At 73.6% G+C, this 23,609-nt stretch carries 12 protein-coding genes; 6 read left to right on the top strand and 6 right to left on the bottom strand.

All coding sequences use genetic code 11. The annotated features are described in order from the left end of the window. Positions 1 to 62 precede the first annotated feature (62 nt). The 4 genes from B086_RS40395 to B086_RS40390 all read right to left on the bottom strand — a co-directional run bounded on the left by B086_RS40395 (position 63) and on the right by B086_RS40390 (position 5,423). Entirely contained in the window at positions 63 to 1,604 is a 1,542-nt protein-coding gene (locus B086_RS40395; RefSeq protein ID WP_018568375.1) for an AMP-binding protein, read from the bottom strand. 123 nt (positions 1,605 to 1,727) lie between these two features. Next, positions 1,728 to 2,681, bottom strand: a complete 954-nt coding sequence (locus tag B086_RS0120850; protein WP_026252616.1) for an ACP S-malonyltransferase — start codon at positions 2,679 to 2,681, stop codon at positions 1,728 to 1,730. Positions 2,682 to 2,766: 85 nt separating this feature from the next. Then, positions 2,767 to 3,618 carry a mycofactocin-coupled SDR family oxidoreductase gene (locus tag B086_RS0120845; protein ID WP_018568373.1) on the bottom strand — a complete coding sequence of 284 codons (852 nt, stop codon included), beginning with the start codon at positions 3,616 to 3,618 and terminating at the stop codon, positions 2,767 to 2,769. Between the two features lie 281 nt (positions 3,619 to 3,899). Beyond that, positions 3,900 to 5,423: an MFS transporter gene (locus tag B086_RS40390; protein WP_018568372.1), complete on the bottom strand. Its 1,524-nt coding sequence runs from the start codon at positions 5,421 to 5,423 to the stop codon at positions 3,900 to 3,902. A gap of 161 nt (positions 5,424 to 5,584) precedes the next feature. On the opposite strand from B086_RS40390, the gene B086_RS0120835 reads away from it, so the two are divergent. Continuing rightward, a complete protein-coding gene (locus B086_RS0120835; protein WP_018568371.1) occupies positions 5,585 to 6,412 on the top strand; it encodes an SDR family NAD(P)-dependent oxidoreductase in 828 nt (275 codons plus the stop codon). A 30-nt stretch (positions 6,413 to 6,442) separates the two neighbouring features. Here B086_RS0120835 and B086_RS0120830 read toward each other — a convergent pair whose 3' ends face one another. Beyond that, a complete protein-coding gene (locus B086_RS0120830; RefSeq protein WP_026252615.1) occupies positions 6,443 to 6,862 on the bottom strand; it encodes a VOC family protein in 420 nt (139 codons plus the stop codon). 230 nt (positions 6,863 to 7,092) lie between these two features. Here B086_RS0120830 and B086_RS0120825 point away from each other — a divergent pair, with 230 nt between their 5' ends. Next, the gene (locus tag B086_RS0120825) at positions 7,093 to 8,280 is read left to right on the top strand and encodes a DUF993 family protein (protein ID WP_018568369.1); all 1,188 of its coding nucleotides are present in this window, start codon (positions 7,093 to 7,095) and stop codon (positions 8,278 to 8,280) included. 42 nt (positions 8,281 to 8,322) lie between these two features. Then, entirely contained in the window at positions 8,323 to 18,969 is a 10,647-nt protein-coding gene (locus B086_RS0120820; RefSeq protein ID WP_018568368.1) for a type I polyketide synthase, read from the top strand. Between the two features lie 105 nt (positions 18,970 to 19,074). Here B086_RS0120820 and B086_RS0120815 read toward each other — a convergent pair whose 3' ends face one another. Continuing rightward, complete coding sequence (locus B086_RS0120815; protein WP_018568367.1) at positions 19,075 to 20,436, bottom strand: epoxide hydrolase family protein; 1,362 nt, start codon at positions 20,434 to 20,436, stop codon at positions 19,075 to 19,077. 283 nt (positions 20,437 to 20,719) lie between these two features. Between B086_RS0120815 and B086_RS0120810 the strand changes: the two genes are divergently transcribed. Genes B086_RS0120810 through B086_RS40385 form a run of 3 tightly spaced genes read left to right on the top strand, consistent with a single transcriptional unit; the run spans position 20,720 to position 23,563 of the window. Next, on the top strand, positions 20,720 to 21,949 hold the full coding sequence (locus B086_RS0120810; protein ID WP_026252614.1) for a cytochrome P450: 1,230 nt from the start codon (positions 20,720 to 20,722) through the stop codon (positions 21,947 to 21,949). Further along, positions 21,943 to 22,152 (top strand): ferredoxin, encoded by a 210-nt coding sequence (locus tag B086_RS0120805; protein WP_018568365.1) that lies wholly within the window; start codon positions 21,943 to 21,945, stop codon positions 22,150 to 22,152. The genes B086_RS0120810 and B086_RS0120805 overlap by 7 nt, the downstream gene beginning before the upstream one ends. Before the next feature lie 16 nt (positions 22,153 to 22,168). Next, entirely contained in the window at positions 22,169 to 23,563 is a 1,395-nt protein-coding gene (locus B086_RS40385) for an FAD-dependent oxidoreductase (RefSeq protein WP_063746804.1), read from the top strand. Positions 23,564 to 23,609: the final 46 nt, after the last annotated feature.

Here is a 23,609-nt window from a genome sequence, read left to right as displayed (position 1 = left end):
ACCGGTCGCTGTGACCCGGTGAGCGGCCGGGGGCGGTGGCGCCGCCGCCCCCGGCCGGCCGGTCAGCCGACCGGGCCCGCCGCCAGTGCGGTGGCCGCCCGGGGGGAGGGGCGGTCGAGCAGGGCGGCGGCCCGCTGGGTGAGTTCCTTGCGGTCCACCTTGCGGTTGGAGTTGAGGGGGAACTCGGCCAGGTGCTCGTAGTGGCGCGGCAGCATGCCCTTGGGCAGCAGCTCGCGCAGGGCGCGGGCGAAGCGGGCGGCGGGGCGGGGCTCGCCGGTGTAGTAGACGACGAGTTCGGTGCCCGCCGGGGTCTGCGCGCCCACGGCCACCACTTCCTCGACACCCTCGCAGGAGCGCAACTCGTGTTCCACCTCGGCCAGTTCGACGCGCCAGCCCTGGAGCTGCACCTGCGAGTCCAGCCGTCCCAGATAGACCAGTTCGCCGTCGGCCAGCCGCCGCACCCGGTCGCCGGTGCGGTACCAGCGGCGACCGGCGCGCTCCACGAAGCGGCCGCCGTCGTCGGTGGGGTCGAGGTAGCCGGCCGACATCTGCGGTCCGGTGATGAGGAGTTCGCCCTCCACGGGGGTCTCCCGGTCCTCCTCGTCGACGAGCACGTGGTCGTGGCCCTCGTGCACCCGGCCGATGGGCACCAGGCCGTTGACGCAGCGCTCGGGCGAGGTGTCCGGCTCCCAGCGGTGGCCGGTGATGGTCACGGTCAGTTCGGTGGGGCCGTAGATGTTCTCCAGGGTGGAGGCGGGTGCGGCGGCCTGCCAGTCGGCGGCGTCGTGCGCGCGCAGCGCCTCGCCCGCGAAGAAGCTCCAGCGCAGTCCGGGCAGCGCGCCCGGTGCCAGGCTGTTCATCCGGCGGGCGAGGGAGATGGCGCTGGGCGTGGCGAACCAGACCGTGACCCCGTGCTCGGCGAGATGGCCCGGCAGGTCGAGGTAGGCGGTCTGCGGGGTGACGTCGACGGTCGCGCCGCTGCCCCAGGCGCAGAACAGGTCGAACATCGCGCAGTCGAAGTTCAGGTCGAAGGTCTGCGAGAAGACGTCGTCCGGGGTGAAGTCGTAGCGCGCGTCGAGGAGTTCGAAGTAGTGGCGGGTGCTGCCGTGGCTGATCGGGACGCCCTTGGGGCGGCCGGTGGAGCCGGAGGTGAACAGCATGTAGGCGGTGTCGGCGGGCGCGGTGCCGCTGCGGGGCCCGGTCAGGGCGCGGGCCGGGTCGGGCTCGACGACGTCCAGGGCGGGCAGGTCGTCGCCGAGACCGGCCAGGACCGCCCGGCCGCGCTCGTCGGCGATCACCGCGGTGGCGCCGGACAGTTCGAGCATGTGCCGGGTGCGGGTGGCCGGGAAGTCGGGGTGCAGCGGGACGACGGTGGCACCGGCGTACAGGGCGCCGAGGATGCCCGCGTACGCGGTGACGGTCTTGCCCGCCAGCACGCCGACGGTCCTGGCGCCGCCGAGGGAGCCCGCCCAGGTGAGGGCCCGCTGGTGCAGGTCGCGGTAGGTGGTCGTCTCGGCGCCGATGCGCAGGGCGGGACGGTCGGCGGACAGGGCCAGTCCGCGCAGGAAGCGTTCGTGCAGGCCACCGGTGTGGTGCTGGGTCATGGTTCCTCCGTTGGGGAGCGGCCGGGCGCCCGGGACCGCTGACGCGCCGGGACCGCGCATGCCGCGTGCCGCGTGCCGCGCGCGGTACGCGCCCGGTGCGGTCCCGGCCGCCGCTGGGGGCGGTCAGGCCGCGAGCGGGCGGCGGCGCTTGGGGCGCAGGGCGAGGCGGGGGTTGGCCGAGACGACCCGGAAGTTCTTCGCGGCGGCGCCGACCCGGCCGAACAGGGCGTCCTGTCCGGCGACGCAGAGCGTGCCCACGCCCCGCTCGCGCAGCGAGCCGAGCGCGGTGGGCCAGTCGACGGCGCGGACGCAGCAGTCGAGCAGCAGGTCCCTGATCTCCTCGCCGGTGGTGAGCAGGGTGCCGTCCTGGTCGGAGACGACGGCCAGGGTCGGGTCGCGGAACTCCAGTCCGTCCATGACCTCGACGGCGGCCCGGCGGCGCAGTCCGGCGAAGGCGGCCGAGTGCATGGGGGGCCGCATGACGTACAGGGGCAGGCCGCCGGCGGCGCGCAGCCGCTGCTGGAGCCAGTCCAGCCGCGAGGCACGCAGGGTGAGCATGGCGAAGTCCTCGTCGACCACGCAGGTGATGTCGTACCACTCGTCCTGCGCGGTGAGTTCGGCGAGGATCTCGTCGAGCACGGGGCGCGGGGTGCGGGCGAAGGACTGGGTGGCGACCTGTTCGGGGTACTCCTCGGCGAAGTACGCGTCGAGGGTGTGGGCGAACCGCTCGGTGAGGCGGACGCCGTCGGCGAAGGACAGGGCACCGGAGCGTACGGCGGTGGCCTTGCCGCCGAAGCTGGGTCCGGTGACGAAGGAGGGTTCGAGGCCGAACTCGTGCTCGGCCCAGGCGGCGAGGGCGAGGCAGTTCACGAAGAAGGCGAGCTGGGCGGGGACGGAGTAGTCGCCCTCCGCCTCGCGGAAACCGTCGAAGAGGGAGCGGCCGAGGGTGTCGTCGGCCTCCGCGACCAGTTTCCGGGCGAACGGGTTGACCAGCATGAACTTGCCGACCTCGGCGAAGGGTGAGGGCCCCATCCCGGGGAACACCAGGGCGCTTCTCGTCCGGTTGTCAGTCTCCATGCGGCCCAGTGTGGTGAAGGGGCCGCCGGGCAAGAACCCCTAACGGCCCCTTACAACCGGCGCTCTCACCGGGTGGGCGGGTGCGTCACAGTCCGGCCTTGACCAGGGCGCCCGCGTCGATCTTGAGGTGCAGGCCGGTGACGTAGCGGGACTCGTCGGAGGCGAGGAACACCACGGCGTGGGACACGTCGGCCGGGGCGACGTAGGGGACTGCCAGGGAGTGCATCGCGACGAAGCCCTGTTCGGCCTCCTCGCGGCCGGGGTTCTCCAGGTCGGGGCGGATGGCCCGGTACATGGCGTCGTTCTGCACCATGGCGGTGTCCACGTTGGTGGGGTGGACGGCGTTGATCCGGCGGCCGGTGGGGCCGAGCTGGACGGCGAGAGTGTTGACGAAGTCGACCAGGGTGCGCTTGGCGAACTTGTAGGCGGCGAAGCCGGGGCCCGCCTGGGCGACGTCGCCGTGGCCGGGCATGAGTCCGGCGGCCGATCCGGTGACGACGACGGAGCCGCCCTCGCCGAGGTGCGGCAGGGCCGCGTGCACGGTGTTGAGGACGCCGCCGAGGTTGGTGTCGACGGTCTCGGTGAACGCCTCGATCGGGCGGTGGGCGCCGATCGGCAGGATGCCGGCGTTGGCGACGACGGCGTCGAGGCGCCCGCCGAGTTCGGCGACGGCCTCGTCGATCGCGGCGCGCAGCGCGGCGCGGTCGCGCACGTCGACCTGGCGGACGACGGCCCGGCGGCCGGTCTTCTCCACCAGGCGGGCGGTCTCGGCCAGTTCCTCGGCGGTGGCCAGCGGGTATTCGGTGATGCCGGTGTCGGAGGGGATGTCGATGGCGATGATGTCGGCGCCCTCCTCGGCCAGCCGGACGGCGTGGCTGCGGCCCTGGCCGCGCGCCGCTCCGGTGATGAGGACTGCCTTGCCCGTAACCCGGCCCATGCCTGGCTCCTTCAGTCGTCCGTTCGGTGGGGTCCCGGGTCCCGCCGGGCACATGTGTGTGTGCCGTACGCGGGTCGGTCCGTCGTCCTTCTTACTGCGATCCCGGCCCCGCGGGCCCGGACCGGGGCCCCCTAACCGGCGCGGGCGGGCGACTTTAGGGGGCCGAGGTGTGCCGCGCGGGACCGCTCCCGGGCGGCCCGGGACGGTGTGCGGGGGCAGCGCGACGCCCCGGGCACCAGGTCGTGGTGTCCGGGGCGGGTGTGGGTGCGCGGGCGGGCCGGTCAGGCCGCTGCCGTGCTGTGCTCGCGTTCGGCGGCGGCCTCTTCCGCCGCGGGTGCGGCGGGGGCCTCGGGGACCACGTGCCGCAGGGAGATCAGGACGAAGACGGACATCAGCGCGAGGACGCCGATGGCGGTGTAGCCCGCCGGGGTCAGGGACTTGACGAACGCCTCCTGTGCGGTGTGGAACAGGTGTCCGGCCTGCGGTTCCTTCAGGGTCATGGAGTAGTTGTGCGCGCCGCCGAGGGTCTGGCGGGACGCCTCCAGGGCGCCGTCGGGCAGTCCGGCGGGGACGGTGCGGTCCATGGTGCTGCCGAAGACCGAGGCGCCGATGCTGCCGAGCACCGCGACGCCGAGGGCGCCGCCGAGTTCCTGGCAGGTCTGGAGCATGGCGGAGACCCGGCCGGACTGGGCCTCGGAGGTGTAGCCCATGATCTGGTCGGTGACGATGGTGTTGGAGATGACGACGCCGACGCCCATGCACACGGTGCCGCTGATGATCAGCGGGATGTTGCGGTCGGTGCCGAGCCGGGTGACCAGGAAGCAGCCGGTCGCGGCGATCAGGAACCCGGCGACGATGACGTAGGCCGGGCGGACCACCGCGGCCGTCTTCACCGCGATCGGCGCGAAGAACATGATGGCGACGGGGCTGGCCAGGGTCCACAGAGCGGCTTCGAGCGGGCTCATCCGCAGCACCTCCATGAGGTACTGCGTGGTGAAGATGCCGAAGCCGACCATGGTGAAGTAGGCCACCACGTTGCAGCTCATGGACGGGCCGAAGCCGCGCCTGCGGAACAGGGTGAGGTCGATCATCGGGTGGGCGTGGCTGCGCTGGCGCAGGACGAAGGCGACGCCGAGGACGACGCCGATCGCCACCGAGACGGCCGGTTTCACGGAGAAGCCGTCGGCGGCGAACTTCTTCAGCGCCCACACGGTGGGCAGCACCGCGCCCATGGACAGCAGCGCGGAGGGCAGGTCCAGGCGGGTCGCGCGGTCGCGGTACTCGGGGACGAGCAGCGGCAGCGCGAGCAGCAGCACGGCGATGAACGGCAGGTTCACCAGGAAGATCGAGCCCCACCAGAACTTGGTGAGCAGCAGCCCGGACAGGACGGGGCCGATGGCCGAGCCCATGCCCATGCCGACGGTCCACACCGCGATGGCGTTACGGCGCTGCCGGGCGTCGTGGAACATGTTGCGGATCAGCCCGAGCGTGGAGGGCATGAGGGTGGCGCCGCCGACGCCCTGGAGCGCGCGGGCGGCGATGAGCACCGCGGGCGAGCCAGCGAAGGCGGCCAGGGCGGACGCGCCGCCGAAGACGATGCTGCCGAGCACGAGCAGGCGCCTGCGGCCGATGCGGTCGCCGACGCCGCCCATGGTGATGAGCAGCCCGGACAGGACGAAGCCGTAGATGTCGATCATCCACAGCTGCTGGGTGCCGGAGGGGTGCAGGCTCGCCGAGATCGACGGCAGTGCGAAGTAGAGGACGGTGATGTCCATGGACACCAGCAGCACCGGGAGGATCAGCACGGCGAGCCCGATCCATTCCCGGCGTCCTGCCTTGCTCGGGACGGGCGTTGTGGGGGGTGTATCTATACGCACGTCTCAGACTCCTGTATAGTACGGATGTATAGATGCTCGGTGGACGAAGAAGTGATCTGCCCAGCGCCAGGTCGAGAACGGAGAAAGCCATGAACCTGCAGGGCAAGACTGTGGTCGTGACCGGTGCCAGCTCGGGCCTCGGCGAGGCGGCGGTACGCCGCCTGCACGCCGCCGGAGCACAGGTGATCCCGGTCGGACGTTCGGCGGAGAAGACCGCTGCCGTCGCCGCCGAACTGGGCGCCGAACCGCTGACCGCCGATTTCTCGGAGCTGACGGAGGTGCGCCGACTGGCCAAGGTGCTGCTGGACCGCTGCCCCCGGATCGACGTGCTGGTCAGCAACGCGGGCTGCATCATGGCCAAGCACACCGTCACCAAGGACGGCTTCGAGGAGACCTTCCAGGTCAACGCGCTGGCCCCGTACCTGCTGATGAACCTGCTGACCGAGCGGCTGCGCGACAGCGGCGGCCGGGTGGTGGTCACCTCGTCGCAGACCATCGAGGGCCGCCGCCAGCTCGACCCGAAGAACGTCAACGGCAAGGCCAAGTACGAGCCGTACGAGGCCTACGCCGACAGCAAGCTCGCGCTGGCGCTGCTGACCCGCGAGTACGCCCGCCGCCACCCGGAGATCCAGGTCGCCGACTTCCACCCGGGGGTGTTCGTCGGCGGTCTGGCCCGCGGGCTGTGGCGGGAGCGGCTGCTGACCAACAGCCCGCTGCGCGGGACGGTGGAGCGGTTCGTCGGCACCCCCGACAAGGGCGTCGACACCCTGCTCCACCTGGCCGGCACCGACACGCCGCTGCACGGCGAGTACTACAAGGACGGCCGCCGCACCGACCCCGGCGCCACCGCGGAGGACGCGGTCGTCGCGGGTCAGCTGTGGGACATCTGCGCGCATGGCACCGGCCTTCCGCTCTGATTCCGCCGTCGCCGGACCGGCCCGCACGGGTCAGTCCGGCGACGCCTGAAGCTCGATCAGGTGGCCGGCCGGGTCGCGGACGTAGGCCAGGACGGTCTCCGGACCCCACTCGGGGTGCGGCGCCGCCCCGGCGACGACGGTGGCGCCGTACTCCTCGCACAGGCTCTGCGCCGCCTCGACGTCGTCGAGGCGCAGGCAGAGCAGCGCCGTGTCGGCCGTGCCCTCGCGCACGTCGAGCATGGTCCGCATGGCCGCGCGGTCGATGAGCGCGAGCACCGGCTCCTCCCCGACGTTCCAGCGCGCGTACGGGCCCTGCGGGACGCCCTCGGCCACCTTGGCTCCGCACAGCTCGCCGAGCACGGCGTCGTAGAAGCGGAAGGCGGCGGCGAAGTCGTCGACCAGCAGCCGTGGATGGAGGGTCCCCACGAGAATGGGCGGTCGAGGGCTCATCTTCACTCCGTTTCTGGGTCGGACGACAGGGGTGTGCACGACTCGCCGACCGTAGCCAGCCCGGGGCGCCCCAGAGCACCCCTACCGGGCCCCGGCGGGGAGTTCAGGGGTGTTTTCAGGGGGCGTCAGCGGTGGAGATCTCCCGGCGCGCACGGCTTGAATGTGGCGGAAAGACCGCGGCTTCAGCACGCGGCCGAGGCCACCGCCGATCGAGTCTTGGAGCCACCTCCGTGATCGAACTTCCGGAATACGACGGCACACTGACGGCGTATCAGCCGCGTACCGCACCCAGGGTGTTCACACCTTCCGCCGATCCCATCCGCAGCCGGGCGGTGTTCTCCACCGCGCATGTGGTGGCCGATCCGCTCGCCCCCAACTCCCCCCTCCTGATGGGCTGGGAGCCCTTCGCCGCGCCCGGCCTCGACTGGGACGCCACCCTGGCCTTCCGCCGCCACCTGTGGGCGCACGGCTTCGCGCTGGCCGAGGCGCTCGACACCCAGAACCGCGCGATGGGCCTGGACTGGGCCACCTCGGCGGAGCTGATACGCCGCTCGGCGGCCGAGGCCAGGGCCGTCGGCGGACGCATCGGCGGCGGGGTGTGGACCGACCAGCTCGACCCGATGCGCCCGCACACCCTCGACGCGGTCGTCGCCGCCTACGAGGAGCAGATCGAGACCGTCCAGGACGCGGGCGCCGAGCTGATCATCATGGCCAGCCCGCAGTTGCCCGCCGTCGCCCAGGGCCCCGACGACTACGCCCGCGTCTACGAGCGGCTGCTCTCACTGGCCGAGCGGAAGGTCATCCTGCACTGGGTGCTGCCGGAGTCCGACCCGCGGCTGACCGGCTACTGGGGCTACACCGAGTGGGACAAGGCCCTGGAGGCGTTCCTCGACGTCGTCCAGGCCAACGTCGAGCGCATCGACGGCGTCAAGGTGTGGCCGCTGGGCCGCGAGCAGGAGATCGAACTGCGCCGCCGCGTCCCGGCCGGGGTGCATGTCTACAACGGTGACATCACCGACTTCCCCGAGCTGATCGCGGGCGACGGGCAGGGCCACAGCGACGCGCTCGCCTCGGTCTTCGACCCGCTCGCGCCCATCGTCGCCGAGGGCTTCCGGGCGCTGGACGCCGGGGACGGCGACCGCTTCGCCGAGGAGCTGCGCAGCACGCTCCCGCTGGCCCAGCACCTCTTCGAGGGCAACGCGCTGACCATGCGCTTCTTCAAGACCGGCTTCGTCTTCCTGGCCTGGCTCTCCGGGCACCAGGACCACTTCCGGATGGTCTGGGGCGAGCAGTCCGCCCGTTCGGTCCCGCACCTGGCCAAGGTGTACCGGCTCGCCGACGGCCTCGGCCTGTTCCCCGACCCGGAACTGGCGGAGCGCCGGATGCGGACGGTGCTGGCCACCGCCGGCCTGGACTGAACCCGCAGCCGCCCCCGCCCGCCCGGAGATTGGTGATCACCGATGTCGAACGACCAGAAGCTGCTCGATTACCTCAAGGCGGTCACCGCCGACCTGGCGCAGACCCGCAAGCGGCTCCAGGAGGCCGAGACGGCCGGCCAGGAGCCGATCGCCGTGATCGGCATGAGCTGCCGCTACCCCGGCGGCGTCGCCGGCCCCGAGGACCTGTGGAAGCTGGTCGCCGAAGGCCGCGACGCCATCGGTGAGTTCCCCGCCGACCGCGGCTGGGACCTGGACGCGCTGTTCGCCGAGGACGGCCCCGGCCGCACCGCCGTGCGGGTGGGCGGGTTCGTCCACCAGGCCGCCGACTTCGACGCGGCCTTCTTCGGCATCTCGCCGCGCGAGGCGGTGGCGATGGACCCGCAGCAGCGCATGCTGCTCGAACTGGCCTGGGAGGCCTGCGAACGCGCCGGGATCGACCCGCACGCACTCGGCGGCGAACGCGTCGGCGTGTACGCGGGCACCGGCGCCCAGGACTACGAGTACGTGCACGCCCAGAACCCGGACGCGGTCGCCGACTACGGCGCGACCGCCACCGCGGCGGCCGTCCTCGCCGGGCGCGTCTCCTACACGCTCGGCCTGGAGGGACCGGCCGTCACCGTCGACACCGCCTGCTCGTCCTCCCTGGTCACCCTGCACCTGGCGGCCCAGGCACTGCGCGCCGGAGAGTGCTCGCTCGCGCTGGCCGGCGGCGCCGCCGTGATCTCCACGCCCGGCGTCTTCGTCGCGTTCAGCCGCCAGGGCGCGCTCTCCTTCGACGGCCGCTGCAAGGCGTTCTCCGACGACGCGGCCGGTACCGGCTGGGGCGAGGGCGCCGGACTGCTGCTCCTGGAACGCCTCTCCGACGCCCGCCGCAACGGCCATCCGGTGCTCGCCGTGGTGCGCTCCTCCGCCGTCAACCAGGACGGCGCCAGCAACGGACTGACCGCGCCCAACGGGCCCTCCCAGCAGCGGGTCATCCGGCAGGCCCTGGCGAGCGCCGGACTGACCACGTCCGACATCGACCTGGTCGAGGCGCACGGCACCGGCACCACTCTCGGCGACCCCATCGAGGCACAGGCGCTGCTGAACACCTACGGGCAGAACCGGCCCGCCGACCGCCCGCTCCGGCTGGGCTCGCTCAAGTCGAACATCGGGCACACCCAGGCCGCCGCCGGTGTCGCCGGTGTCATCAAGACCATCATGGCCATCCGCAACGGCGTGATGCCCAGGACCCTGCACGTCGAGCGGCCCACCTCGCACGTCGACTGGGACTCCGGCCGCGTCGAACTCCTCACCGAGGCACGGCCCTGGCACACCGAGGACGGCCGGCCGCGCCGCGCCGGGGTCTCCTCCTTCGGCGTCTCCGGCACCAACGCGCACGTCATCATCGAGGAGGCCGTCGAGGACACCGCCGAGGAGCCCGCCGGGCAGCGCCCCGACGACGCCCCGGACACGGCCCCCACGGCTCCCGCGGGCACCGTCGTGCCCTGGCCCGTCTCCGCCCGCAACGCCTCCGGACTCGCCGCCCAGGCCGCCCGCCTGCACGCCGCGCTGTCCGGCGCCCCCGCGCAGCACGGCACGTCCGGGGACGACCCGGCCGGGGACGGCGCGCCCGGGGACGACGTACGCGACACGGCGTACGCCCTGGCCACCGGCCGGGCCGCGCTGGAGCACCGCGCCGTGGCCCTCGGCACCGACCGGGCCCAACTCCTGGACGCCCTCGGGGCGGTGGCCGAGGGCGGCGAGTCGGCGAACGTCGTGCGCGGCAGCGTCGTCACCGACGCGCCGCCGGTGTTCGTCTTCCCCGGGCAGGGCTCGCAGTGGGCGGGCATGGCCGTGGAACTCCTGGACACCGCACCCGCGTTCGCCGCGTCGATGACCGAATGCGCCGAGGCACTGCGCGAGTTCACCGACTGGGACCTGTTCGACGTCCTGCACGAGCGGCCCGGCGCCCCCACCTTCGACGAGGTCGACGTCGTCCAGCCCGTGCTGTGGGCCGTGATGGTGTCCCTGGCCCGGCTGTGGGAATCCTTCGGCGTCCGGCCCGGCGCCGTCGTCGGCCACTCGCAGGGCGAGATCGCCGCCGCCACCGTCGCCGGGGCGCTCTCCGTGCAGGACGGCGCCCGTGTCGTCGCCCTGCGCAGCCAGGTCATCCGCGACGAACTCGCGGGCCTGGGCGGCATGATGTCCGTCGGCCTGCCCGCGCGCGAGGCCGCCCGCCGGATCGAGGACTGGCCGGGCAAGCTCTCCCTGGCCGCCGTCAACGGCCCCGGCTCCACCGTCGTGTGCGGCCATGTGGACGCCCTGGAGGAACTGCGCGGCACCCTGGAGGGCGAGGGCGTACGGGCCCGGATGATCCCCGTCGACTACGCCTCCCACTCGGTCTTCGTGGAGAACGTCAGAGAACGCATCCTGGAGGTGCTGGCACCGGTCGCGCCGCGCTCCGCCGACGTCGCGTTCTACTCCACCGTCACCGGCGACCTCATCGACACCACCGTGATGGGCGCCGAGTACTGGTACACCAACCTGCGCCGGACCGTGCTGTTCGAGGATGCCACCCGCGCCCTGCTCGGCGCCGGTTTCGGGCTGTTCGTCGAGGCCAGCCCGCACCCCATCCTCAAGCTCGGGGTGGCGGAGACCTTCGCCGACGCCGGGGCCAACGCGGTGGCCGTGGGCTCGCTGCGCCGCCGCGAGGGCGGCCTGGCCCGGTTCGCGGCCTCGCTCGCCGAGGCGTACACGCACGGTGCTGCCGTGGACTTCTCCCCGCTGCTCGCCGGGCGCCCGGGGCGGCGCGTGCACCTGCCGACGTTCGCCTTCCAGCACCGCCGCTACTGGCTTCAGGCCGCGCCCGGCGCCGCCGGTGACGTCGTCTCGGCCGGTCTGTCGGCCGCCGGACACTCCCTGCTCAGCGCGGTCGTGGTGGCACCCGAGGACGGCGGGGTGACCCTCACCGGCCGGCTCTCCGCGCACACCCAGCCGTGGATCGCCGACCATGTGGTCCAGGACGCGGTGTTCTTCCCCGGCACCGGATTCGTCGAACTCGCCGTCCGCGCGGGCGACCAGGTCGGCTGCGCCCTGCTGGACGAACTCACCCTGAACGCACCGCTGGTGCTCGGCGCCGGTGAGGCCGTGCAGCTCCAGGTCGTCGTCGGCGGCCCGGACGAGACCGGCCGCCGCGAGCTGGGCATCCACTCCCGGCCCGAACAGGCCGGACCCGACGAGCCGTGGACCCGGCACGCCACCGGCACCCTGTCCGTCTCCGCCGCCGCGGCACCGGAGGGCCTGCCCGAGTGGCCGCCGCGCGACGCCGAACCCCTGGACGTCTCCGCGCTCTACCCGGACCTCGCCGGGGCCGGACTGCGCTACGGCCCGCAGTTCCAGGGCCTGACCGCCGCCTGGCGCGCGGGCGGTGACGTGTACGCCGAGGTAGCGCTCGCCGAGCAGACCTCCGCCGACCGCTTCGGACTGCACCCCGCGCTGCTCGACTCCGCGCTGCACGCCGTCGCCCTGACCGACGCGGTCGGCGACGAGGCGGCGCTGCCCTTCGCCTGGTCCGGTGTGCGGCTGCACGCCACCGGCGCCCGCACCCTGCGGGTCCGGCTGACCCCGGTGCGCGCGGGCGAGGTCGCGCTGACCGCCGTGGACGCCTCGGGCGCGCCGGTGGTCTCCGTCGACTCCCTGGTGCTGCGCCCGGTCGCGGGCGCCCCGGCACCGCGCCGCGTGGACTCCCTGTACCGGATCGACTGGCGGCCCGCCGCCACACCGAGCACCCCGGCGGGACCGGTCGCCCGGACCGACTGGACCGCCTGGGCGGACCGGGCGGACGCGGGGGTCCCCGTGCCGGACGCGGTCGTCCTGGCCACCGAGCCCGGCACCACCGCCGAGGCCGTGCACACCGGGGTCCACCGGGTGCTCGACGCCCTCCAGCGGTGGATCGCCGACGAGCGCCCGGAGGACTCCCGCCTGGTCGTGGTCACCCGGGGCGCGGTCGCCACCGGCGGCGAACCGGTCACCGACCTCGCGGGCGGCGCCGTGTGGGGCCTGGTGCGCTCGGCGCAGTCCGAGCACCCGGACAGCTTCGTGCTGGCCGACCTGGACGCGGACACCGCGCTCGACGACGTGCTCGGCGCGATCCTGGCCTCCGGCGAACCGCAGGTCGCGGTGCGCGGCGGCACGGTCCTCGCCGCCCGGCTGGCCCGCGCCGTCCCCGGCGAACCCCCGGCCGCACGGCCCGCGTTCGGCCCCGACGGCACGGTCCTGATCACCGGCGGCACCGGCATGCTCGGCCGCCTCGTGGCCCGGCACCTGGTCGCGGAGCACGGCGTACGGCACCTGCTGCTGCTCGGCCGCCGCGGTCCCGACGCACCGGGCGCCGCCGAACTGGTCGCCGAACTGGCCGCGCTGGACGCCGAGGTGACCGTCGCCGCCTGCGACGCCGCCGACCGGGAGGCGCTCGCCGCCGTGCTGGACGCGGTCCCGGCCGACCGGCCGCTCACCGGCGTGGTGCACGCCGCCGGTCTGCTCGACGACGGCACGCTCTCCTCGCTCACCCCCGAACGCGTCGACCGGGTGCTCGCCGCCAAGGCCGACGCCGCGCTCCACCTGCACGAGCTGACCGCGGATCTCGACCTGAGCGCCTTCGTGCTGTTCTCCTCCGCCGCCGGGGTCATCGGCGCACCCGGCCAGGGCAACTACGCCGCCGCCAACGCCTTCCTCGACGCGCTCGCCGCCCACCGCGGCGCGGCCGGGCTCGCCGGGCAGTCCCTGGCCTGGGGCTTCTGGAGCCAGGCCAGCGGCATGACCGGCGACCTCGACGACACCGACCGCGGGCGCATGTCGCGCAACGGGCTGCTCGGGCTCGCCGACGAGCAGGGCCTCGCCCTGTTCGACGCCGCCGCGTCCTCGGCCGCCACGCTGCTGGTGCCGGCCCGGTTCGACCTGGCCGGGATCCGCGCCGACGACGCCGCCCCGCAGCCGGTCTTCACCGCACTGGTCCCGGCCGTGCGCCGGGGCACCGCCCAGGCCGCCTCCGCCGCCGGCTCCTTCGCCGAGCAACTGCTGCGGCTGCCCGAGACCGAGCGGATCGCGGCGGCCCTCGACCTGGTCCGCCAGAAGGTCGCCGCCGTCCTCGGCTACGGCTCACCGGACGAGGTCGAGGCCGAACGCGCCTTCCGCGAGCTGGGTTTCGACTCGCTCAGCGCGGTCGAGCTGCGCAACCGGCTCGGCGAGGCGGGGGGCGTACGCCTGCCCGTCACCGTGGTCTTCGACCACCCCAACCCGACCGCGCTCGCCCGGCACCTGGTCACCGAGACCTGCGGCGACCGGGCCGCCACCGCGGCCCCCGCGAGCCGCGCGGCCACCACCGGCCCGGCCGACGAGCCGGTCGCCATCGTCGCCATGGCCTGCCGCTACCCCGGCGACGTCCGCTCCCCCGAGGACCTGTGGCGGCTGGTCGCCGAGGGCACCGACGCCATCGGCCCGTTCCCCGCCGACCGCGGCTGGGACCTGGAGCAGCTCTACGACCCGGACGGCGAGCGCCCGCACACGACCTACGTCCGCGAAGGCGGATTCGTGTACGACGCGGGCGAGTTCGACGCCGACTTCTTCGGGATCAGCCCGGTCGAGGCCGAGGCCATCGACCCGCAGCAGCGGCTGCTCCTGGAGACCTCCTGGGAGGTGTTCGAGCGGGCCGGGATCGACCCGGCGGCCCTCAAGGGCTCGGCCACCGGCGTCTACGCGGGCGTCATGTCCCACGACTACGCCGCCAACAGCGGCACCGGCGCCATCGCCTCCGGACGCGTCTCGTACACGTACGGCTTCGAGGGCCCGGCGGTCACGGTCGACACGGCCTGCTCGTCGTCCCTGGTCGGCATGCACCTGGCCGCGCAGGCGCTGCGCTCCGGCGAGGTCGACCTCGCGCTGGCCGGCGGGGTCACCGTCATGGCCAGCCCGGAACTCTTCGTGGAGTTCAGCCGCCAGCACGGTCTGTCCAAGGACGGCCGCTGCCGCTCCTTCGCCGGGGCCACCGACGGCACCGGCTGGGGCGAGGGTGTCGGCCTGCTGCTGCTGGAACGGCTCTCCGACGCCCGCCGCAACGGCCACCCCGTGCTCGCGGTGCTGCGCTCCTCCGCCATCAACCAGGACGGCGCGAGCAACGGCCTGTCGGCGCCGAGCGGCCCCGCCCAGCAGCGGGTCATCCAGCAGGCGCTGGCGACGGCCGGGCTCACCGCCGCGGACGTCGACGCGGTCGAGGCCCACGGTACGGCGACGACGCTCGGCGACCCGATCGAGGCGCAGGCGCTGCTGGCGACCTACGGCCAGGACCGGCCCGAGGACAGCCCGGTGTGGCTCGGCTCGCTGAAGTCGAACATCGGCCACGCCCAGGCAGCCGCCGGTGTCGGCGGCGTGATCAAGATGGTCATGGCCATCCGCGAGGGCGTCCTGCCCAAGACCCTGCACGTGGACGAGCCCACCCCGCACGTCGAGTGGGAGTCCGGCGCGGTCCGGCTGCTGACCGAGTCCCGCGCCTGGCCCGAGACCGACCGGCCGCGCCGCGCGGGCATCTCCTCCTTCGGTATGAGCGGCACCAACGCCCATGTCATCGTCGAGCAGGCCCCCGCCGAGGCCGAAACGCCCCGGCCGGACACGGCAGCCCCCGACGCCCCGGGCACTGGGGAGATCCCGGACACCCCGGCTCCGGTCACACTGCTGGTCTCCGCGAAGTCCGCCGAGGCCCTGCCCGTCCAGGCGCGGCAGCTCCACGACTGGCTGAGCGCCCGACCCGGCCACTCCCCCGCCGACGTGGCCCACACCCTGGCCACCGCACGCGGCACCCTCGACCACCGCGCCGCCGTCACCGGCCGGGACACCGAGACCCTGCTGCGCGGCCTCGACGCGGTCGCCGAGAGCCGCGACCTGCCGGGCGTGACCGCCCGCGGGCGCGCCCAGGGCGGCCGGCTGGCGTTCCTGTTCACGGGGCAGGGGGCGCAGCGGCTCGGGATGGGCCGGGAGCTGGCGGACACCTACCCCGTGTTCGCGGAGGCGCTGGACGCCGTACTCGCGGCTGTGGACGCGCACTTGGAGCGGCCGTTGCGGGAGGTGATGTGGGGCGAGGACGCGGACCTGCTGAACCAGACGCAGTACACGCAGCCCGCACTGTTCGCCTTCGAGGTCGCGCTGTACCGGCTGGCCGAGTCGTGGGGGGTGACCCCGGACCACCTGGCCGGTCACTCGATCGGCGAGATCGCCGCCGCGCATGTGGCGGGTGTCTTCTCGCTGGAGGACGCGGCCAGGCTGGTCACCGCCCGGGGACGGCTCATGCAGGCCCTTCCGGCGGGCGGCGCGATGATCGCCGTACAGGCCACCGAGGACGAGCTCCTGCCGCTGCTCACCGAGCAGGCCGGGATCGCCGCCCTCAATTCGCCTCAGTCCACGGTCGTTTCGGGCGCTGAAGCCGAAGTACTGGCCATCGCCGAGCACTTCGCCGCGCAAGGTCGCAAGACCAAGCAACTCGCCGTCAGCCACGCCTTCCACTCCCCCCTCATGGAACCGGTGCTGGAGGAGTTCCGGGCGGTCGCGGAGTCGCTGACGTACCACCCGTCCCGTATCCCGTTCGTGTCGACCGTCACGGGCGAGGCCGTCACCGACGAGCTGACCAGCGCGGCCTACTGGACCGAGCACATCCGCAAGCCCGTCCGGCTGACGGACGCCCTCGCCCGCATCCCCGCCGCCACCTTCCTGGAGATCGGCCCCGACGCGGTGCTCACCGCTCTGGGTCCCGCCAGCCTGGACGAGGCCGTGTTCGTCTCCGCGCAGCGGCGTGAGCACGACGAGGCGGCCGGGCTGCTGCACGGGGTGGCGCGGCTGCATGTCGCGGGTGTGCCGGTCGACCGGGCGGCCTGCTTCGGGGGCGGCGGTGCCCGGAGGATCGACGATCTGCCGACGTACGCCTTCCGGCGCACCCGGTACTGGCTGGACGCGAAGGACTACTTCAGCGAGCTGTGGCACGGCGAGGCCGGGGCGGCGAACGTCGTCGGCGCCGGTCTGGAGACGGCGGCGCACCCGCTGCTCGGGGCGGCCGTGTGGTCACCGGAGTCGGACGGAGTGGTGTTCACCGGGCGGCTGTCGCTGGAGGCGCAGCCCTGGCTGGCCGGGCACGCGGTGCGCGGTTCGGTGCTGCTGCCGGGCACGGCGTTCGTGGAACTCGCGCTGGCGGCCGGCACCCAGGTCGGCTGTGAACTGCTCGACGACCTCGCCCTGGAGGCGCCGCTGGTGCTCCCCGAGCGCGGGGGCGTGGCCTTCCAGATCACGGTGGGCGAGGACGCGGGCGGCAGCCGTACGTTCGCCCTGCACACCCGGGACGAGGGCGGCGCGGGAGCATGGACCCGGCACGCCACCGGTCTGCTCACCACCGCGGCGCCCGTCCCGTCGGAGAACCTGGCGGCATGGCCGCCGTCCGGTGCCGAGCCGCTGCCCGTCGACGGGCTCTACGAGGCCCTGGCGGAGGCCGGGTTCGGGTACGGGCCCGCCTTCCAGGGGCTGACGGCCGCCTGGCGCGACGGGGACGACCTGTACGCCGAGATCACCCCGCCCGAGGGCACCGACGTCGAGGGCTTCGGGCTGCATCCGGCGCTGTTCGACGCCTCCCTGCATGTGCTGGGGGCGGCCGGGGACGACGCGACGGCGCGGCTGCCGTTCGCCTGGTCGGGGGTCGCGCTGCATGCCTCGGGCGCGTCCCGGGTGCGGGTGCGGCTGCGGGTCCTGCCGGGCGGTGCCGTGTCCGTGCTGATCGCGGATGCGCTGGGTACGCCGGTGCTGACGGCCGAGTCGCTGGCGCTGCGCGAGCTGACCGAGGTGCCGCGGGCCGCCGCCCAGGATCTGTACCGGGTGGAGTGGACCGAGGTGGCGCCGCGTACCGGCGACACAGGGGCCGGGTCCGCGTCCGGGTCCGGGGCGTCGGCGGCGGAGTACGCCGTGCTGCGCACCGAGCCGGGGGCGGGGGCCGCGCAGGCGCACGCCGCCGTGGCGCGGGCGCTGGCCGAGGTACAGGCCCGGCTGGCGGACGGGACGCGGCTCGCGGTGGTGACCAGCGGGGCGGTGGCACTGCCCGGCGAGGACGTCACCGACCCGGCCGGAGCCGCCGTCTGGGGTCTCGTACGCTCCGCACAGGCCGAGAACCCGGGGCAGTTCGTCCTCGTCGACACCGACAACTCCCTCCCGGGAGACACCTTCCTGGAGGCCGCCCTCACCACGGGCGAACCCCAGGTCCTGATCCGGGGCGGGCACCTCCACGCCGCCCGCCTCACCCGGCACACCCCCACCGAGAACACCCGCCCCGCAGCCGTCTTCACCCCCGACAGCACCGTCCTGGTCACCGGAGCCACCGGTGCCCTGGGGCGTACCGTCAGCCGCCATCTGGTCACCGCGCACGGCGTCACGCGTCTGGTGCTGGTGGGGCGGCGCGGCGCCGAGGCGCCGGGGGCCGTGGAGCTGCGGGACGAACTGGCCGCTCTCGGTGCGCAGGTGACGCTCGCCGCGTGCGACGTGGCCGACCGCGAGGCGACGGCCGCGCTGCTGGACGCGCATCCGGTGGACGCGGTGGTGCATGTCGCCGGTGTCCTGGACGACGGACTCGTCACCTCCCTCACCCCGGAACGGGTGGCGGCGGTGCTGCGGCCGAAGGTCGACGCGGCCTGGAACCTGCACGATCTCACCCAGGACCGTCCGCTGACCGCGTTCGTCGTGTTCTCCTCGGCGGCGGGTGTCCTGGGCAACGCCGGACAGGCGTCCTACGCCGCCGCCAACTCCTACCTGGACGCGCTCGCCACCCACCGCGCCCACCACGGACTGCCCGGCCTCTCCCTGGCCTGGGGCCTGTGGGCCGGCGGATCGGGCATGGCGGGCGAGCTGGCCGAGGCGGACCGGGAGCGGCTGGACCGCTCCGGGGTGCGGGCGCTGGCGCCCGGGGAGGCACTGGCGCTGTTCGACGCGGCGGGCGGGCAGGAGACGCCCGTGGTGGTTCCCATCCGGTTCGCGTTCGGCGCGTACGAGGGCGAGGTCCCGGCGGTCCTGCGCAAGCTGGTGCGGGTCACCGCGCGGCGGGCGACGGCCGCCGCCGGTCCGGCCGCGGGCGGCGGGCTGCGGGAGCGGGTGGCCGGACTGCCGGCGGCCCGGCGCACCGGGCTGCTGCTGGACGTGGTGCTGGAACAGGCCGCGGCGATCCTGGGGCACGCGTCGGCGGCGGCGGTCGATCCGGACCGGTCCTTCAAGGATCTCGGTTTCGACTCGCTCGGCGCGGTGGAGTTCCGCAACGGCGTCAACGCGCGGACGGAGCTGCGGCTTCCGGCGACCCTGGTGTTCGATTTCCCGAACGCGCGGGCGCTGGCCGAGCACCTGGCCGCCGAACTGGCGCCCGCCGAGGACACCGTGACGGGCGCGGGCGCGGGTTCCGCTGTGGAGGAGGAGCGGCTGCGGGAGATCCTGCGGTCGATCCCGGTGGAGCGGCTGCGGACGAGCGGGCTGGCGGACGCGCTGCTGTCGCTGGCCGAGGACGCGGGGACGGCCGGTGCCGTGGCCGTGGCGGACCGGGAGGAGGCGGCCGGGGACGGCGACTCGCTCGACGACCTGGACGCGGACGCCCTGATCAACCTGGCGCTCGGGGACGCCTGACGGACCGGGCCCGGCCGCCCTCTCCCACCGGGGCGGCCGGGCCCTGCCATGCCGTGGACCTGCCGTCACCGCAGCCGTGCAGCTGCCGTCACCGCGTCCCGGCGCCTACCGCAACGAGCGGAAGGCGGTGCGGAGTTCGTCGGTGAAGATCTTCGGCTGCTCCCAGGCGGCGAAGTGACCGCCCTCGGCGACCTCGTTCCAGTGGATGATGTTGCCGTAGGCGCGCTCGCCCCAGCTGCGCGGCGCGGGGTAGATCTCGCCGGGGAAGACGGAGACGGCGACGGGCACCCTGGGGATGGAGACCGCGTCGAACGGACCGCCGCCCGCCTGGGTGCCCTCCCAGTACAGCCGGGAGGAGGAAGTACCGGTGTTCGTCAGCCAGTACAGCGAGATCGCGTCGAGGATCTCGTCGTAGGTGAAGATGTTCTCCGGCCGGCCGTCGGAGTCGCTCCACTCGGCGATCTTGTCGTAGAAGTACGCCGCCATGGCGACCGGGGAGTCGGCCAGGGCGTAGCCGATGGTCTGCGGGGACTGGTTCATCATCGCGGCGTAGCCGTAGCCGTCGCGGTAGAAGTGGAGCAGCCGGTCGTAGGCCCGCTTCTCGGCGGCCGACAGGTTGCCCGGGGCCGGGTCGTAGTTGCGCAGACGCCTGACGATCTCCTGGGGCACGGTGCCGGGCATGTTGACGTGGATGCCCAGCAGTCCCTTGTGCTGCTGGTCGGCGAGGACCTGGGAGATGATCGAGCCCCAGTCGCCGCCCTGGGAGACGTACTCCTGGTAGCCGAGGCGCCGCATCAGCTCGTGGAAGGCGCGGGCGGTGCGGGCGGGGTTCCAGCCGCTGCGGGCCGGGTTGCCGGAGAACCCGTAGCCGGGCAGTGTCGGCAGGACCAGGTGGAAGGCGTCGCGGGCCCGGCCGCCGTGTGCCGTCGGGTTCGTCAGCGGGCCGACGACCTTGAGGAGTTCGACGATGGAGCCGGGCCAGCCGTGCGTCATCAGCAGCGGCAGGGCGTCCTTGTGCGGGGAGCGGATGTGGGCGAACTGGATGTCCAGGCCGTCGATCTCCGTGATGTACTGCGGCAGCGCGTTGAGGCGGTTCTCCAGGACGCGCCAGTCGTACGACGTGCCCCAGTGCTCCATCAGCGGGCGCATCCGGTCGAGCTGGGCGCCCTGGGAGCGGTCGCGCACGGTCTCCCGGTCGGGCCAGCGGGTGTCGCGGATGCGGCGCCGCAGCGCGTCGAGTTCCCGCTGCGGGACCCTGATGCGGAAGGGACGGATCCCGGACCCGGGGCGCGGCGCCCACTCGGCGGCAGCGGCGGCGGGCGCCGGCGGTACCCCCGCGGCGGCCTGCGCCTGCCCGGCCGCGCCCAGGGCGCCCGCGACGGCGGCGCCCGCGGTGCCTGCCGCCGCGTAGCCCAGGAAGCGGCGCCGGTCGGAGCCCAGCCGGTCCATGTGTTCGTGCTCTGTCATCACGTACTCCTTCAAGCTCGCCTGTTTCACACGTACTTGGGACATCCCGGTCAGCACACTACCCGAGTGTGCACACATATTTACTGACGGACCGCCAAAACACATGTGAACTTCGGAGTGTCATCCTCCGGTCACCGGGCCGGTGGTCACGCAAGTGGGAGGCCCTAGGGGGCGGTTAGGGGTGGGCCGAGGTGCGGAGGCTGCGTAGTTTCCGGATGAAGGATCGTCATCTCTTCGGTCCGGACAACCGTTTCGCGCCCACGATCGAGAAGGTAACTGTCACATGGCAGACCTCGCCAACGATGAACGAACGGAAACCGAGATCCCCTCTTTTCCGCTGGTGGAGAAGTGCCCGTTCCGGCACACCCCGGAATACGCGCGACTGCGGGCCGAAGAGCCGGTCTCGAAGGTCAAGCTGGAGGTGTCGGGCCGGGAGGCATGGGTGATCGCCACCCATGACCTCGTCAAGCAGGTGCTCACCTCCCCGGCGATGAGCTCCAACTGGCGCAACCCGGGCTACCCGCACCAGGTTGCGCTGTCGGAGGAGATCCTCAACACCCTCGACCTGCCGCTGCTGGCCCTGGACCCGCCGGAGCACACCGTGCGCCGCCGGCTGCTGATCCCGGAGTTCACGGTCAAGCGCGTCAACGCGCTGCGCCCGCGCATCCAGGAGTTCGTCGACGCCTGCATCGACCGGATGCTCGCCAAGGGCGGCCCCGTGGACCTCGTCCAGGAACTGGCCGTGCCGGTGCCCACGCTGCTGTTCGCCGAGCTGATGGGCGCGCCCGCCGAGGACGCCACGTCCTTCCGCGAGCACGCCGAGGGCACCATGACGCGCGGGGTGGACTTCGACGAACTCGACCGTCTCCAGATGGAGATGGAGAAGCACCTGGCCGCGCTGGTCACCGAGAAGGAGCAGCATCCCACCGACGACCTGCTCAGCCGCATCATCGCCAAGAACAAGGAAGACGGCGCCCTGGAGCACCACGACCTGGTGGCCATCGCCCGGATGCTGATGTACGGAGGCTTCGACACCGCCGCCAACATGATCTCGCTCGGTACGGTCACGCTGCTCCAGCACCCCGATCAGCTCGGCCAGCTCAAGGCCGACCCGTCGCTGGCCCAGAAGGCGATCGGCGAACTGCTGCGCTATCTGTCGATCAACGACTCGGCGAGCGCGCGGGTGGCCACCGAGGACACCCGGCTCGGTGACGTGACGGTCCGCGAGGGCGAGGGCGTCATCCTGCTGTACGGCTCGGCCAACCGCGACGAGGCCGCCTTCGAGAACGCCGACGTGTTCGACATCCACCGCGACACCCGCGGCCATGTGGCCTTCGGCGGCGGCGTCCACCAGTGCCCCGGCGCGAGCCTGGTGAAGGTCGAGCTGGAGATCGTCTTCAACACGCTGTTCCGCCGCATCCCGGAGCTGCGGCTCGCGGTGCCGTTCGAGGAGCTGCCGTTCAAGAACGACACGCTCATGTACGGCATGTACGAGTGCCCGGTCACATGGTGAGCGGGCTGCGGGTCAGCGTCGACCGGGAGCGGTGCACGGGCACCGGTTCGTGTGTGTTCGCCGCCCCCGCCGTGTTCGAGCAGGACGACGCCGACGGCCGCGTGGTCCTGCTGCGGGAGCACCCCGAGCCGGGTGAGTCGGGCGACGTGCAGGAGGCGGCCGACGTCTGCCCCGTGGCCGCGATCAAGCTGCACCGACGATGACGTATCGGAGATCACCATGACCAAGGCAGTAGTGCTCGGCGGCGGGATGGCGGGGATGCTGGCGGCCTCCGTCCTGACCCGTCACGCCGACGAGGTCACCATCGTGGAGGGCGACCGGCTGCCCGACCGGCCCGTGCCGCGGCGGGGTCTGCCGCAGGGCTACCACAGTCACATGTTCATGGGCGGCGGGGCGCTGGCCCTGGAGGACCTGCTGCCCGGCGTCCTGGACCGGCTGTACGCGGCCGGCGCCTCCCGGCGGGGCATGCCGTGGAACACGCTGACACTGTCGGCGGGCGGCTGGTTCCCGCGGCACCGCGGCGACGCGTTCATCGTGGTGTGCAGCCGTGAGCTCACCGACCATGTGGTGCGCCGGCGGGTGCTGGAGTCCGGCACCGTCGAGGTCGTGCAGTCGGCGAAGGTCGTCGGCCTGGCCGGGGACTCCGGCCGGGTGACCGGGGTGCGGGTGCAGGACGAGGACGGCGAACGGGTGCTCGGCGCGGACTTCGTGGTGGACGCCACCGGCCGCCGCTCCAGGGCGCCGCAGTGGCTCGGCGAACTCGGCGTCCCCGCCGTCGAGGAGGAGTCCGTCGACCCCGGACTCGCCTACTCCACGCGCCTGTACCGGGCCCCGGAGGGTGTGCACCCGGACTTCCCGGCGCTGTTGATCCAGCCGCAGGCGGGCACCGGGCAGCCGGGCCGCGGCGCGACGCTGTTCCCGATCGAGGGCGGCCGCTGGATCGCCACGATGACCGGGACGCGCGGCGCGCAGCCGCCCACCGACGAGGCCGGGTTCGACGCGTTCGCGCGCGGCCAGCGGCACACGATGATCGCCGACCTGCTCGCCCAGGCCGAACCCATCAGCGAGGTCCGCCCCTACAAGGGCACCGTCAACCGGCGCAGGCACTACGAGCGCCTGCCGCTGCCGGAGGGCTTCGCCGTCGTCGGTGACGCCGTCGCCGCCCTCAACCCCGTGTACGCGCACGGCATGTCGGCCTCCGCGTTCGGCGCGCTCGCGCTGCGCGCGGCGCTGGAGGACACCGGTCTCAAGCCGGGCCTGGCCGCCAAGGCGCAGTCGGCGATCGCCGAGGCCGTCGAGACGCCGTGGTCGATGGCCGTGCAGCAGGACGTGGCCTTCCCCGACGTCCGCATCGACAACGTGGTGGTGCCGGCTCCGGCGCCCGAGGAGCAGGAGTTCATGGCGCGGCTCGCGGCGACCTCGCTGAGCGAACCGGTCGTCGCGAACGCCATGTTCGGGGTGTTCACCCTGATGTCCCCGGCGTCCGGGATGGTCACCCCCGAGATCCAGGAACTGGTGCTGCGCGGTCCGAGCCGCCCGCAGCTGACCGCCGAGGAGGCCATCGCGCAGTTCCCGGAGCTGGGCGGCCTGCTCACCCCTGCCGCCGTGCGCTAGGGCCTGGGCACGGTCTCTCCCGTACGCCCCCGCCGTCCGGCCACAC

Source organism: Streptomyces sp. PsTaAH-124, from assembly GCF_000373685.1.
Taxonomy (GTDB): Bacteria; Actinomycetota; Actinomycetes; order Streptomycetales; family Streptomycetaceae; genus Streptomyces; species Streptomyces andamanensis.
The sequence above is the reverse complement of the archived record's forward strand: the minus strand, read 5'-3'. Positions and strand labels throughout refer to the sequence as shown.